A 14,307-nucleotide genomic window follows, 5' to 3' on the forward strand; every position below is an offset into this window, starting at 1 on the left:
ATGACAGCAGAAAATTAATTCAAATTCACAAATGAAAATAAAGAATCCGGCAACCAATAAAGTTATAGCCGAACTAACGGATAATAGTCCTTCGGAAATCAAATCCAAACTGAACACCCTCCGTAAAGGACAAAAAGAATGGTCTCGTCTGTCGGTTCGTGAACGTTTAGACTGTATCGTAAAGTTCGGTGAATTGATGCAGGCCAACAAAGAAGAGCTAGCCGCAATACTTACTAGTGAAACGGGCAAACCATTGCAACAGTCGTTGAACGAGATTGTCGGAGCACAGAATCGAATCGACCATTTAAAAAATAATGCAGAAAAATGGCTTGCCGACGAGAACTTGGTAGATTCGGGAGCGACACACGAAAAAATCGTGTACGAACCTTTGGGAGTCATTGCTAATATTTCAGCATGGAACTTCCCTTATAATGTGGGGTACAATGTTTTCCTTTATGCTTTGGTAGCAGGTAATTCCGTAATGTACAAACCTTCGGAATACGCGAGTCTCACAGGCAAGCAGTTCGAAAAGTATTTGCATGAAGCGGGTATACCCAAAAATGTTTTTATGTGTGCCATAGGCGATGGAAAACTCGGACAACGCATTCTCAAGGAACCATTCGACGGGTATTTCTTTACTGGTTCCCATGCAACGGGACAAAAAATTGCTAGTACCGTAGCCTCCAAATTGGTTCCCGTACAATTGGAATTGGGCGGCAAAGATCCCCTGTTCGTTGCCGACGATGTACCTGACGTAAAGGTGGCGGCGGTTAACGCTGCAGAAGGGGCGTTTTATAATAACGGACAAAGTTGTTGTGCCGTAGAACGGATTTATGTTTCGGAAGGTATTTATGACGACTTTGTCGAGGCTTTTGTTAATGAAGTTGAGTCGTATGTTTTGGGCGATCCCACAAACCCGGATACATTTTTAGGTCCTTTGACCCGCGAACAGCAAATAGCTGTTCTCAAAGATCAGGTGGGCGATGCAATTGCCAAAGGTGCAATACTGAAAACAGGAGGACAAGCCATAGAAGGCGAGGGCTATTATTTTCAGCCCACGGTATTGATTAATTGTACCCATGATATGAAAGTAATGCAAGAGGAGTCTTTTGGCCCTATCATCGGAATTCAGAAAGTAAAAGATGATGAAGAAGCGGTAGCGTTGATGCAAGACACCGAATATGGCCTGACAGCGGCCATTTTTTCCTCCAATGAAGATAGGGCTATGGAGGTACTTCGGCAAATGAATACCGGTACCGTTTATTGGAACTGTTGTGACCGTGTGAGTCCGAACGTTCCATGGTCCGGAAGAAAAAGTTCAGGTCTCGGAGCTACATTGTCCGTGCAAGGCATTCGTGCATTCGTACAACCTAAATCATATCACCTTAGATCATAGAAAATAAAATGGCCAAACCCTATTTCAATGAAAAATTATAGCTTAAAAACCATACTTTTTTTATCTGTTTGGAAAAAGAAATATTACTATTTACCAGGTAGTACATAACAACTAGGAATAGGTAAAGCCGAATTGAATTCAAAAAAGCGCTAAGACAAACGTGTCGACCCTGTGTCAATAACATTGACATTTTCAAAGTTCCCCCCAGAAAAAAGCAGTACAGTGTTCTTGATATTAATAACATAAACGTATGAAGTGACCTAAACACTTGATAAGAATTAATGTAATCATAAAATAGGACTCAATTACTTTAATGGTTTATTGGTTTTTTGTTAACCTAAAACAAACCTTTAAAGAAGTTTTTCAAGACAATTTTGCACCACGAATAATTAACCAAAATCAGTATCAATGAAAATGAAAAAAACGCTGTTAACACTGGTTCTTATATTATTTATAGGGACCTTAACACACGCCCAGAAAATATTCTCGGGAAAAGTTTTAGACGAGAACAACACTCCTTTACCAGGAGCTTCTGTTGTAATCAAGGGGAGTTCGACGGGGGTTGCCGCTAATTTTGACGGTAATTTTACAATCGAAATATCTAACAACGATGAAGTGCTTCAAGTATCTTATATCGGATATGTTTCCCGAGAGATCAATATCGCCGGAAAATCATCGGCTACAATAGTATTGCAACCCGATTCACAGCAATTGGAAGAAGTTGTAGTAACTGCCTTGGGTATTACCCGGGCAGAAAAGAAATTGGGTTATGCTACCCAACAAATGGATGTGGAGACCATTGAAGAGGTAAAGGCCCCGAACGTAGGTAGTTTGTTTACGGGGCAAGTAGCCGGACTTTCGGTTACCAATCCCACAGGACTCTTTCAGTCGCCCTCCTTTTCATTACGGGGTAAAAGTCCGCTGATCGTAATCGACGGAATTCCTGTAGAAACGAACTTTTTTGACTTATCATCAAATGATATCGGTAACGTAAACGTATTGAAAGGTACTACTGCATCCGCATTATACGGGTCTAGAGGTAGAAACGGGGCAATCTTGATTACTACTAAAAATGCCAAGACCGAAGGCTTGGAAGTTTCCATATCGCACAACATGATGGTAACTGCGGGGTTCACCGTATTTCCTGAAACACAAACTGAATATGGGAATGGGTCGAATGGTAAATATGAGTTTTGGGATGGTAAAGATGGTGGTATTTCCGATGGAGATATGATTTGGGGCCCCAAATTTGGAACAGGGGCTATGGTTCCCCAGTGGAATAGTCCGATTCTTGACAATGTAAGCGGTGAGACCATTCCTTGGTGGGGTGATGTCGCTGGAACACTTTATGATGACAAATCACGGTATTCACGGGTTCCTATTTCTTGGGATTACCATGATAACTTAAAAGACTTCCTTCAGACGGGCTATATTTCAAACACCAATTTCGCTATTTCCCATAGGGGAGAAAAAGGGTCTTTCAGACTTTCTGGAACGTATGCCTATCAAAAAGACCGAGTGCCGAATTCAAGTTTGAATACCGGTGGGTTGAATTTTAAATCGACAAGTATACTCTCCGATAAATTAACGTTGGACAGTAAATTATCCTATAACAAAGTGTATTCGCCCAACTACCCACGACATGGGTACGGTCCTAAAAACCATATGTATACAATCCTTATATGGATGGGAGACGATGTAAACGGAAAAGAACTTCGAGAGCATTTATATGTTCCCGGTCAAGAAGGATATCGTCAGGCTAACTGGAACTATGCTTGGTACAATAACCCCTATTTCGCGGCCCATGAACTTAATCAAGTATATGATGCCAATGTGATCAATAGCCAGTTAAAATTGAATTATAAAGTAACCGATGAATTTAATTTACAGGCAAGGGGTTCCGCTGTTTTAAAGGATATATTCGAGGATCGTCAAAGTCCGAAAACGTATCTCAATTATGGTGATCCTAGAGAAGGGGATTATAAAACATGGAATCAAGACGTGCTTCTGGTCGACTATGACATTTTAGGAACGTACCAAAAAGAATTCAGCGAAAACTTTGGTTTTGACGTTAATGCAGGGGCATCTTCACACTACAGAAAATACCAACAAGAATATAATGCGACTGACGGTCTTGTAGCCCCTTTTGTATATAGTTTAAACAATACCAGCGGCAATATAAAAGGCACCACGTATTATCAGCAAAAGAGCATTAATAGTATTTATGCCACCTTAGGGGTAGATATCTTCAATGCGTTGTTTTTAAACTTTTCGGCACGTAATGACTGGTCTTCCACCCTTCCGGAAGAAAACCGCTCCTATTTTTACCCCTCGGTATCTGCAAGTCTCGTAGTATCGAATCTTGTCACTATGCCCGAAGGAATTGATTACTTAAAAGTCTTTGGGTCTTGGGCAGAAGTTTCTAGTGATCTTTCGCCTTATCAGTTGTCTTCATTTTATAGCAATAGTGGCTTTTTTGGATCCAATCCGAGATTAACCTACCCTGGCGGGCTAGTAAATCCGTTAATAGAACCTCAAAAATCAGCATCTTTTGAAATGGGAGCCAGTACGTCGTTCTTAAAGGGCAAGTTTAAACTTGATTTCACCTATTACAACACGGTAGATACCAATCAGATTATTAACCTACCGGTATCAGAAGCCTCTGGTTTTACTGAAAGAAAGGTAAACGGCAATGAGTATACAACCAATGGTTTTGAGGTGGCTCTTAATGTCTCGCCTATCCGAACGGATGATTTCAACTGGAATGTAAACCTGAACTGGACCAAATGGGTAAAGAAACTTAGCGGTATCTATGATGATCAAGACCGTTATGGGAATCTAAGACTCAATGATCGCGCCGATAGTTATTATGGCACGATATGGCAAAAGGCTCCTGACGGTCAATTGATATTGAATAGCGATGGACTTCCTGTGCGAGACAATTTCCCGGGGTATCTAGGTCATTTTGAACCAGATTGGCAACTAGGGTTCTTAAACAATTTTAAATATAAGAACTGGGCGCTAGATGTGGGTATCGATGGTGTTTGGGGCGGAGTATTTAACTCTACTACTATAGAAAAAATGTGGTGGGGTGGCAAGCATCCAAATTCAACCGAATTCAGGGATGAGGAGTATGCTGCGGGACAACCTGTTTATACGCCTGTAGGGGTTAATATTGTTAGCGGTGAATTGGTTCAAGATACTGATGGAAATACGATTTCCGATAGTCGTGTTTTTCAGCCCAGTACCACAAAAGTAAACTGGCAAACATGGAGTCAAAACTACCCCTATCGAGCACGTGTTACCGAAGACGAAAATGAAAAGTTCGCCAATGTTTTCGAACGCACTTTCTTTAAGTTAAGGAGTGTTTCCTTAAAATATGATTTTACCGACTTGTTGCGAATAAAAGGCCTTACACATATCGACATGGCCCTGAGTGGATACAATCTTTTTATATGGAAAAAAGCCCCGATCGTAGATCCCGATTTTGGTACCGGAAGATCTGAGGGTGATCCCGAACCGAGCACACATTTCGGAAACGAAAACAACTTGCAAGATCCATCGTCCAGGTTTATTGGCTTGGGTATCAACATGAAATTTTAATCGTAAAGAAATGAGAACATTAAAAATAACATCCGTTTTTGTATCGCTGATAGTACTGACCCTAGCGGCGTGCAGTAAAGATTTGAGCGAAATCAACGAGAATCCCAATAACGTAAGTGAAACCCACCCGCAATTGTTGCTTACTCAGGTGGCCTATAATGCTTTTGGAGTAGAAGGCACCGGCCCCATGTACGCTGGCAGAATGTTGGTGCAGACCGATGGAGAGAATAATGGGCAATATTATAACTGGGACAGGGCCAGTTTTGGCGAGTATGGCGATCTTAGAAATGTGACGAAACTTATGGAAGAGGCGCAAAGGATCGAAAGCGATACGTACATCGCCTTGGCCATGTTTTTTAGGGCTTATTATTTTTATAAGCTTACCCTTACTTTCGGAGATATACCTTATAGTGAGGCTTTGCAAGGTGAAAACACAAATATTTTTTTACCGGCCTACGATACCCAAAAACAGGTTTTTCAAGGCATCTTGAAAGAATTGGAAGAAGCCAATGCCCTTTTAGCTAGCGGAGCCGAATTGATTGCCGGTGATATTATTTTTAACGGCGACCCCGCAAAATGGCGAAAATTGATCAACTCATACCGTCTTAAAGTTTTAATGACGCTTTCGAAACAAGAAAGTGATGCGGATTTAAACATTGCCGCGGCTTTTGCTTCGATTTATAGTGGGCAACCCATTATGACATCTTTAGATGACAACGCCCAATTAGAATTCATCGATCAAGACGGAAGTCGCTACAGCCAGTTTAATAGTAGTAGTTATGGTTCGGGAATGTACATGGATTCTACGTTCATTAAAAAATTACAAGACCATATGGATCCCCGTTTGTTCATTTTTTGCAGTACTACAAAAAATGCAAAGGAGGCTGGCTTGCTTGACGACGATTTCAATGCCTATGAAGGCGGAAACCCGATCGCCCCTTATGGTGAAGTCAACGACAAGGCCGCGGCGGGCGATGCTTCAAAAGTAAATGCCAGATATACCGACGACCCTGTGGCAGAGCCACACAATGTTCTTGGGTATTGGGAAGTTGAGTTCATCTTGGCAGAAGCAGCCAGCAGGGGCTGGATATCGGAAGACGCAAAAGAACACTACGAAAACGGTATAAAGGCTTCCTTTGCGTTCTATCAATCCAATGCTAGAGATGCCACTGGTGTAAACGACTATGCATCGTTTGTTGATGAGAGTAAGGCAGATGCTTATCTTCTCGAAGACTTGGTCAATTGGGACAATGCTACCACCTTAGAGGAGCAACTGGAGCTTATTATAACGCAAAAATACTTTACCTCATTCCATCAGACGGGTTGGCGTATGTATTTTGAACATTTGCGAACAGGGTATCCAGAATTTTTGATTCCTGATAGTGGCACACCTCCAACACGATGGATATATCCCCAGAGTGAATACAATCAAAATACCGAGAACGTATCCGCGGCAATAGAACGCCAATTCGGATCAAATAACGATGGCATTCGTCAGGTGCCATGGTGGTTACAATAAGTCAAACTTAAAGTACAAGTTGACCAGAAAAAATGGTATCATGTTGCGCCAATCGCCGTTGGCAAATGCTATGTGTTTTTCTGGTCAGCTTTAACTTTTAAGAACACGAACGACCAAAAACAAATTCCGTTCCTCTTTTTCGAGGTAAGCCAGTTCGGTTTCTTCGAAAATTTTGGCGTTGGTTGAAGTGATATAATTTGGCTGATCCAAAGCGCCAAAATGTTTTGTGGCAGCAAATAATTTTTTTAACGAGTTCATAAATAAAAAACAAAGATGAAATTTAGCGTAGTTTTTCTCTCATTATTTACTGGCATCTGTTTTCAGGCGATTGCACAGGAATTGGAAATAAAACCCTATATCCAAGATGTAGAACCCAATTCGGCTATCGTAATGTGGCAGACTTCGTCAGTAGAGGAAAGTATTGTGGAATGGGGAACTAGTCCGAAATTGGGAAAAAAGGCGTTAGGCACCTCCGAAGCGATCAACTTTGATGCGGTACAGGTTCACACCGTTAAAATTGAAGGGTTAAAGCGTTTTACGGAATACTATTATCGTGTGCGTACCGGAAAGACCCGCTCAGATATATTTCAATTTAAGACACCTCCCTTTTCTAATGATGGAGAAGATTTTAAATTGGTCGCCATGAGCGATATGCAGTATGACAGTAATGAGCCTGATAAGTTTAGTGAAGTTGTGAATGATGGGGTCATCGGCTATCTTGAAAAAGAGTTTGGGGGGTCTCTACCAGATAATCTCGCCATGGTACTTATACCTGGTGATTTGGTAGAACGCGGCTCGAAATTCTATCAATGGAAAGACCATTTTTTCAACCCTGCGGAAAAGTTGTTTTCTGAAGTTCCTGTATATCCCGTTCCTGGTAATCATGAGCGCAATTCGGTCTATTACTTTAAATATTTCAGTTTGCCCGAAAATGGAACACCCGCTTTTGCCGAACATTGGTGGTATAAAGATTATGGCAATACCCGTGTCATTGGTTTAGATTCGAATGATGGGTACCGCGATCTATTTGAACAGTTCGAATGGTTGAAGAAGCTACTTACAGATACGGAGAAAGATGATAAAATCGATTTCGTTTTTGCACAATTACACCATCCTTATAAATCAGAACTGTGGATTCCGGGGGAAGAAGATTTTACTGGAAAAATAGTTAAAGAGTTGGAGCAGTTTTCCACAAAAACGGGAAAACCCAGTATTCACTTTTTCGGACATACCCACGGGTATTCCCGAGGGCAATCAAAAGACCATAAACACCTTTGGATCAATGTAGCTTCAGCTGGAGGTGCGATTGATAATTGGGGCGAATTTGAAGGAAGGGACTATGATGAGTTTACGGTGACACAAGATGAGTATGGTTTTGTTATGGTCTCAATTGATGGCAATCGTAACGACCCAAAATTCACCATAAAACGCATCAGCCGTGGCAATACAATTCATCATCGAGAAAATGAATTGAGAGATAGTATTACCATATGGCGAAAAGAACGTAAACCAACTACGCCCGAAGCCATTTCTCCTGCTGGATCTGAGGTTTCTATAACGGGCGCCGTTTTAAAGGCTGGAGAATTTAAAAGTACCCACCCGGGAACCTTTCATGCCGCTTCACATTGGCAGGTGTCTGGATCAAACAGTTTTGAAAAACCGATATTCGATAGCTGGAAACAATATGAAAACTGGTATTATAAAGAAAATCGACAAAAAGACGATGACTTGACCGATGAAAAAACACATCGATTAAAGCCCAATACTACCTTTTACTGGAGGGTGCGCTATCGCGACCAAAACTTGAATTGGAGTGATTGGTCGACGGTTAAAACTTTTAAAACGGGAGAAAAATGAAAATCAAAATGATACTTACTACCGTTTTGGCTACGGTTACCCTTGCACTTTCCGCCCAACAATCTAAAAACACTAAAGTGGTTTTAATTACGTTGGACGGATTTCGCTGGCAAGAGCTTTTTACGGGGGCCGACCCACTTTTAGTGGCCAACGAGAAATATGTTAACGACTCTACAGAATTAAAAGAACTGTTTTGGAGGAAAACTGCTGAAGAAAGACGGGACGCATTACTCCCCTTTTTCTGGTCCAAGTTGGCTAAGACAGGCCAATTGCATGGTAATCGCAGCTTGGGTAGCAAGGTAGACTTAACCAATAAAATGTGGTTTTCTTATCCAGGATATAACGAAATATTAAGCGGGCTGGCAGACGACGAGCGTATTGATAGCAATGCGAAAATCAATAATCCGAATACCACGGTACTTGAAATTGCGAACAAAACGAACAAATATAAAGGGAAAGTCGCGGCGTTCGGCAGTTGGGACGTTTTTCCCTATATCGTCAATGAAGAACGTTCAGGTGTTCCGGTAAATGCCGGTTTTGAAATTGCCAAAGGAAACAATTTGACGGACCGCGAAAAATTTCTGAATGAACTACAGCCCAAAGTGCCTAGCCCCTGGGGCACCGTTCGTTTAGATGCCTTTACGCATTATTACGCTTTGGAGACCATGAAAAAAGACCATCCTGAATTAGTTTATATCGCGTATGGTGAAACTGACGATTTTGCTCATGATGGCGACTATGAAGCCTATTTGAAATCGGCCCACGCCACCGATACCATGATCAAAGAACTTTGGAATTTTACACAACAAGACAAGTTCTATAAAAACAACACCACATTCATTATTACCACCGATCACGGCAGGGGCACAGATCCCTTGGATACATGGCGAAGTCACGGGGGAGATATTAAGGGCGCCAACGGAGTTTGGATGATTCTATTTGGCAAAGGTGTGAGCGCTGAGGGCGAATTAAAGATAGACGAGCAATTGTATACCAATCAAATTGCACCTAGTATTTTGAAACTGTTGAAGATAAATCCCGATGTTAATAAAATGCCAGGAAAACCATTAAATATAGGGGGAAACTGATTAAGGGTTTTTCTAGCTTATAGTTCATGTAAGTCGGGCACATCGAGTTTATCGGTATCCCAATGGGCAAGTTCGGCTCCTGCCTGGTACGCGCTTTCCAAAAAACTCAGAAGTTCTTGTCGCGGATTTGTTGTATTTAGCAAATCGTTGTATCGTAAAATTGCCATGGGACTGCCATTGCTATCGATCCATTCCGCAGTGGCAGGCTGTAACATCTTTTTATTTATTCCTTCGGGAGCAGGATAAGTATAGGAGTAAAAGGCCGGTTCTTGCATATTTTCATCACCTGCCCAAAAGCCAAAACTTATACATTCATGGGAATAAGCATCTTTATCTGATAGTCGTGCTTCTTTCCCCATTGGTGGGGCCTTTTTGCCCGAAAACCGCGTTACTGCCAGATCCATAGAATGCCAATACAAATGTACGGGGCAGGTTTTTCCGTAAAAACGTCCTCCAAATTCTTTGAAAACCCCATCTACCCAAACTAAAATTTGCCATAAATCTTTAGTATAGGCTTCATCGTAATGATGGTATTCGGTCAGTTCACCAAAAGGTTTGTCAATAGGTAAATCAAAGGGCTTATTTACAATAGAAACCTTAACGCCAATTTTTTCAAGTATTTCAATTAGCTGGTGGTAAAAATCGGCTACTGTAGTACCAATTAAAGAAAACCCGAAGATTTCACCCTTGGTGGTAGCTACATCGAGTCGATGTGTATGTACGTTTATAGTTAAGGTAAAAGCATCCATTCCAGAATGATATGGTATAGGGCCAGTTGAGATTCCCTGTGTGTCTATGTATTCTGTTATGTACCACCAATGATTTTTACGTGGCGTCATCTTCAGACGTATTTTTCCAATAACCTGCAAAAAAAGATGTAACGTCAATTTGTGGGGTACATTTTCGGTGTAGGGGAGTAACGGTAACTGAAGTGCATTTTTCATTTGTCTACTATTTAATCACGTTAAAACCATTTTTTTAAAAGCTTACGGCAGATATAGCCATTGTATAATCTCATTAAAATTTCAGTGATGTAACCTATCTCAGAAAAAGAGACAGGTTCTCAAAACTAGATTCTTATGTTGAATTTACGATTTATTTTAACCGATTTCCATAGGCACTTCCATTAATAAGATTCGACTATCTTTAATCGCTATAACCTCTAATTCAGAGGTGTCCCACACCCCAAAACCATCTCGCTTACCTAATTTTTGACCAGCAATTTCAACTTCCCCCTCTAGAACAAAAGCATATGTGCCATTGTTGCTTTGATGAACTTTATGGACCGCTGATTTTCCAGCCTCAAAATCTCCCAAGTAGAACCAGGCATCTTGATGTAACCAAACCCCTTGATCCGATGCATTGGGTGATACGATTTGATACAGCTCATTTTCTTTTTTGAGGTCTCCCGTAGCGATTTGATCGTATCTGGGAGTTACGTTTTGCTTATTCGGTAATACCCAAATCTGTAAAAACTTGACACCTTTATCGGCATTCTTATTGTATTCACTATGATAGATACCCGTACCTGCGCTCATCACCTGAACATCACCCTCTTTTATGACCGTAGTGTTACCCATACTGTCTTTGTGCTCCAAATCACCCTCTAATGGAATCGATATAATTTCCATATTCTGATGAGGATGCGTGCCGAAGCCCTTTCCCTCGGTAACGGTATCATCGTTCAAGACCCGAAGAACACCAAAATGCATTCTTTCAGGATTGTGGTAATTGGCAAAGCTGAATGAATGATATGAATTTAACCATCCATGGTCGGCGTGACCCCTAGAGTCCGCACTATGAAATACTGTTTTCATTATTTTTCTTTTTAAATTAATCTTCTAAATACCCGAACTTGCCCATATTATAGTCGTTCATGGCCTGCATCAACTCTTCTCGTGTGTTCATGACAAACGGTCCTTGGGCAGCAATCGGTTCGTTAATAGGTTCTCCACTTAGCACCAGAATGACGGCATCTTCCGTAGCTTCAATCTGGAATGTCTCCCCTTTATTTTCGAAAAGTAGGAAGTGATCTAAGTTGACCGTATCGGTGTCGTTTACCTTAACCTCACCTTCAATGACCAATAAAGCCGTATTGTAATGTGCTGGGAAATCGAAATCAGCCTTACCCCCTTTATTGATTTTTGCGTTAAGGAGGTGTAGCGGAGTAAACGTTGAGGCAGAACCTGTTACGTCTTTGTATTGGCCTGCAATAACCTCGATAGTTCCTTGGTTTTCCTCAAGTTGGTATTTGTTGATGCTATTATTGGCAAAACCTTGATATTTTGGGGTTGACATTTTGTCTTTTGCCGGAAGGTTGATCCATAATTGAACCATCTGAAAATCGCCACCTTTTTTGCTGAATTCGGCTTCGTGGTATTCTTTGTGCAATACGCCCGACGCGGCAGTCATCCACTGTACACCACCTTCTTCAATTATGCCACCGCCACCACTGCTGTCATGATGTTGTACCTTGCCTTTATAGGCAATAGTGACCGTTTCGAACCCTCGATGTGGATGAACACCCACGCCTTTAGGTTTTTCAGAAGGAGGAAAATGGAATTTAGAGTTGTAATCCAATAGGATAAATGGACTCATACGCTCCATATCCAAACGAAAGCCACTGGGGATAAAGTTATGTACTCGAAATCCGTCACCCACAAAGTGAGGCGCTTTTGGGGCTGCTATCAATTCTATTGTTTTTGTGCTCATTGTTTTAAATTTTATTCAAATCTAGTGAGCAAAACTTAACTTGGCATTGATGTATGGTAAGAAATGGTTTTAGAGTATTCGCTATTTCACCCCAAAGTTCTTGGACGCCAGATCGCGTCGAACCCGACTCAAGCTTTCGGGTGTTATACCAAGATATGATGCCACCATCCATTGGGGAACCCTAAGCAAAACATCTGGGTGCAGCTTTACAAAATCTAGATACCGAGTTTTGGCCGATGCCCCCAAAAGTAGACTTACTCTTTTGTTCAAATGACGAATATGGTTGTGTAACAGTCGTTCGTTGTATTTTCTGAAAGAGGGGCTTATCTCGGAAATACGATCTATAAATTGTGTATCGATGAGTATCACCGTCGAATTTTCTACGGCATCTATAAAATAATGGGAAGGTTCATTAAAATAAACGCTTCCTCGGTCGCTAACGAGCCAGTTCTCGGGTGCAAATTGGAGAATGTCAGACTTTCCGTTTTCGTTTAAAGCGTAAAAGCGGAGCAACCCTTGCTCTACAAAGAAAGTCATTTTGCAGATTTCGCCTTGTCTTAGAAGATATTCATCTTTACGAACAGGTTTGGTTTTAATGAAATTTTTCAATCTATCGACCTCCTCTTGGGTCAGGCCCCAGCTGTTTTTTAAATATGCTTTGAAGTTTTCGGGCATCTTGTTGGCAATGGCTATGATAAATATAAGTGATTAAAAGGCGAGTACAAAAGATGTTTCTACATCTGGAATGGAATGTACTTTTAGGGTGCCGCCATGCAAATGCATAATCTGCTTGGAGAGGCTCAGGCCGATTCCTGTTCCTGTGTTTTTAGTGGTAAAAAATGGTACAAAAATTTCGTCCAACAAATCTGGGGGTATACCTGGACCATTGTCCCATACCTCAATATATTTATGGTTCTCTTTATTTTTGCCCGCAGCTATTTTAATAATGCCGTTTTCTTGTTCATTTAATGATTGAAGCGCATTTTTGCTGAGGTTGACGAGTATTTGTGAGATTTGTTTTTCGTCGACAAATAGTTCGAGTTCAGGTGGGTGAACAGTAGTTTCAATTGCAATAACGTTTTTTTTGCTTCCTTGAAACTCCAATGCCTTTTTGACACGATTCAATAAAATTTTTGCAGGAACCAAGGTCTTATCCGGAGGGGGTAGGTTAAGAAGACTTCGGTAAGATTGTACAAAAACCATCAAATCACTCCCTTGTTCTTTTATTACTTCAAGTCCTTTGACAGTATTTTGAATGTGATTTTTGTTGAGCTGCGCCAAAGGAATCAGTTCATCGTCGGTTTTATAGTATTTTAAAACAGATTCTGAAATAGAGGTTATTGGGGTAATAGTATTCATAATCTCATGGGTGAGTACACGGATCAGCCGTACCCACGAATCAGTTTCTTTCTCATCCAACTCTTTATGAATGTCTTGCACTACAATCAGTAAGAGCTCCTGTTTATCCAATGAAATGGCAGTAGATTTTAAGGCTAGTTGTTTTTTTTCGCGTTCATTGGTGAGTTGTGCCAATTTTCTTTCGAATGGTCGTAACTCGGCAAAAAGATTATATAAATTTTTATCTACCTGATTCAATTGTTTGATATGGTTAAGCGGGTGATAATTAAGTAGTTGTTCCACTTTGGGGTTGGCATACAATATATGGCCCTTGTCATTAATGGTCATAATGCCAATGTCCGCCTGCTTTAATATTTCTTGATAGTACTGTTCTTGTATTTGCTTTTTTATATGGATGTCTTGAATCATGGCATTTAGCATATTCAAGCTGTGATTTAGTTCTTCCAACGATTTTACGCTCAACTTTTCAGGGAAACGCAACGTAAAATCTTCATTTTTAATGGCATCAAAAAAATACGCAATCTTCCGATTTGTTTGGTTTACATAGTGAATCAAAAAAGAAGTTTGAGCGGTGAGTAGCAGAAATGAAATTGAGGCCAGTATGTACTGCTCTTTAAAAAAGAAAAATGCAGAAGCCAATGCCGTGATGGCAATGCCAACGATGCGAAATATCAATTGCAAGTAAATATGTCTGCTTACCATTTCTTTATTAATTCAGATTTCAGTATCAAATATGAGAAGTGTTATAATTTTTGTTCACCAACAATAAACGG

At 40.8% G+C, this 14,307-nt stretch carries 11 protein-coding genes; 5 read left to right on the forward strand and 6 right to left on the reverse strand.

Translation table 11 applies throughout. The annotated features are described in order from the left end of the window. Nucleotides 1-31 precede the first annotated feature (31 nt). The 3 genes from BLS33_RS05560 to BLS33_RS05570 all read left to right on the forward strand — a co-directional run bounded on the left by BLS33_RS05560 (nucleotide 32) and on the right by BLS33_RS05570 (nucleotide 6,518). On the forward strand, nucleotides 32-1,396 hold the full coding sequence (locus BLS33_RS05560; RefSeq protein WP_089886395.1) for an aldehyde dehydrogenase family protein: 1,365 nt from the start codon (nucleotides 32-34) through the stop codon (nucleotides 1,394-1,396). Nucleotides 1,397-1,804: 408 nt separating this feature from the next. Then, nucleotides 1,805-4,999, forward strand: a complete 3,195-nt coding sequence (locus BLS33_RS05565) for a SusC/RagA family TonB-linked outer membrane protein (RefSeq protein ID WP_089886397.1) — start codon at nucleotides 1,805-1,807, stop codon at nucleotides 4,997-4,999. Nucleotides 5,000-5,009: 10 nt separating this feature from the next. After that, a complete protein-coding gene (locus tag BLS33_RS05570; RefSeq protein ID WP_089886399.1) occupies nucleotides 5,010-6,518 on the forward strand; it encodes a SusD/RagB family nutrient-binding outer membrane lipoprotein in 1,509 nt (502 codons plus the stop codon). Between the two features lie 90 nt (nucleotides 6,519-6,608). On the opposite strand, the gene BLS33_RS24805 is transcribed toward BLS33_RS05570, so the two are convergent. Further along, nucleotides 6,609-6,776, reverse strand: coding sequence for a hypothetical protein (locus BLS33_RS24805; RefSeq protein ID WP_176801341.1), 168 nt, complete (start codon nucleotides 6,774-6,776; stop codon nucleotides 6,609-6,611). A 15-nt stretch (nucleotides 6,777-6,791) separates the two neighbouring features. Here BLS33_RS24805 and BLS33_RS05575 point away from each other — a divergent pair, with 15 nt between their 5' ends. Together BLS33_RS05575 and BLS33_RS05580 are read left to right on the forward strand one after the other, a co-directional pair. Continuing rightward, nucleotides 6,792-8,375 carry a purple acid phosphatase family protein gene (locus BLS33_RS05575; protein ID WP_089886401.1) on the forward strand — a complete coding sequence of 528 codons (1,584 nt, stop codon included), beginning with the start codon at nucleotides 6,792-6,794 and terminating at the stop codon, nucleotides 8,373-8,375. Beyond that, nucleotides 8,372-9,463, forward strand: a complete 1,092-nt coding sequence (locus tag BLS33_RS05580) for an alkaline phosphatase family protein (RefSeq protein ID WP_089886403.1) — start codon at nucleotides 8,372-8,374, stop codon at nucleotides 9,461-9,463. Before BLS33_RS05575 ends, BLS33_RS05580 begins: the two co-directional genes overlap by 4 nt. Before the next feature lie 17 nt (nucleotides 9,464-9,480). Here BLS33_RS05580 and BLS33_RS05585 read toward each other — a convergent pair whose 3' ends face one another. The 5 genes from BLS33_RS05585 to BLS33_RS05605 form a co-directional block, all read right to left on the reverse strand. Then, complete coding sequence (locus BLS33_RS05585) at nucleotides 9,481-10,407, reverse strand: DUF5996 family protein (RefSeq protein WP_089886405.1); 927 nt, start codon at nucleotides 10,405-10,407, stop codon at nucleotides 9,481-9,483. 156 nt (nucleotides 10,408-10,563) lie between these two features. After that, nucleotides 10,564-11,280: a pirin family protein gene (locus BLS33_RS05590; protein ID WP_089886407.1), complete on the reverse strand. Its 717-nt coding sequence runs from the start codon at nucleotides 11,278-11,280 to the stop codon at nucleotides 10,564-10,566. A 16-nt stretch (nucleotides 11,281-11,296) separates the two neighbouring features. Continuing rightward, entirely contained in the window at nucleotides 11,297-12,175 is an 879-nt protein-coding gene (locus tag BLS33_RS05595; protein WP_089886409.1) for a pirin family protein, read from the reverse strand. Between the two features lie 81 nt (nucleotides 12,176-12,256). After that, nucleotides 12,257-12,850 (reverse strand): Crp/Fnr family transcriptional regulator, encoded by a 594-nt coding sequence (locus tag BLS33_RS05600; RefSeq protein ID WP_089886412.1) that lies wholly within the window; start codon nucleotides 12,848-12,850, stop codon nucleotides 12,257-12,259. 33 nt (nucleotides 12,851-12,883) lie between these two features. Further along, a complete protein-coding gene (locus BLS33_RS05605) occupies nucleotides 12,884-14,236 on the reverse strand; it encodes a sensor histidine kinase (RefSeq protein ID WP_089886414.1) in 1,353 nt (450 codons plus the stop codon). Between the last annotated feature and the right edge of the window lie 71 nt (nucleotides 14,237-14,307).

Source organism: Kriegella aquimaris (genome assembly GCF_900103215.1).
Classification (GTDB): Bacteria; Bacteroidota; Bacteroidia; order Flavobacteriales; family Flavobacteriaceae; genus Kriegella; species Kriegella aquimaris.

Coding starts and splice junctions, on each gene's coding strand:
- BLS33_RS24805 (WP_176801341.1), bottom strand. CDS start 6,776: ATGAACTCGTTAAAAAAATTATTTGCTGCCACAAAACATTTTGGCGCT.
- BLS33_RS05565 (WP_089886397.1), top strand. CDS start 1,805: ATGAAAATGAAAAAAACGCTGTTAACACTGGTTCTTATATTATTTATA.
- BLS33_RS05580 (WP_089886403.1), top strand. CDS start 8,372: ATGAAAATCAAAATGATACTTACTACCGTTTTGGCTACGGTTACCCTT.
- BLS33_RS05605 (WP_089886414.1), bottom strand. CDS start 14,236: ATGGTAAGCAGACATATTTACTTGCAATTGATATTTCGCATCGTTGGC.
- BLS33_RS05560 (WP_089886395.1), top strand. CDS start 32: ATGAAAATAAAGAATCCGGCAACCAATAAAGTTATAGCCGAACTAACG.
- BLS33_RS05595 (WP_089886409.1), bottom strand. CDS start 12,175: ATGAGCACAAAAACAATAGAATTGATAGCAGCCCCAAAAGCGCCTCAC.
- BLS33_RS05590 (WP_089886407.1), bottom strand. CDS start 11,280: ATGAAAACAGTATTTCATAGTGCGGACTCTAGGGGTCACGCCGACCAT.
- BLS33_RS05585 (WP_089886405.1), bottom strand. CDS start 10,407: ATGAAAAATGCACTTCAGTTACCGTTACTCCCCTACACCGAAAATGTA.
- BLS33_RS05575 (WP_089886401.1), top strand. CDS start 6,792: ATGAAATTTAGCGTAGTTTTTCTCTCATTATTTACTGGCATCTGTTTT.
- BLS33_RS05600 (WP_089886412.1), bottom strand. CDS start 12,850: ATGCCCGAAAACTTCAAAGCATATTTAAAAAACAGCTGGGGCCTGACC.
- BLS33_RS05570 (WP_089886399.1), top strand. CDS start 5,010: ATGAGAACATTAAAAATAACATCCGTTTTTGTATCGCTGATAGTACTG.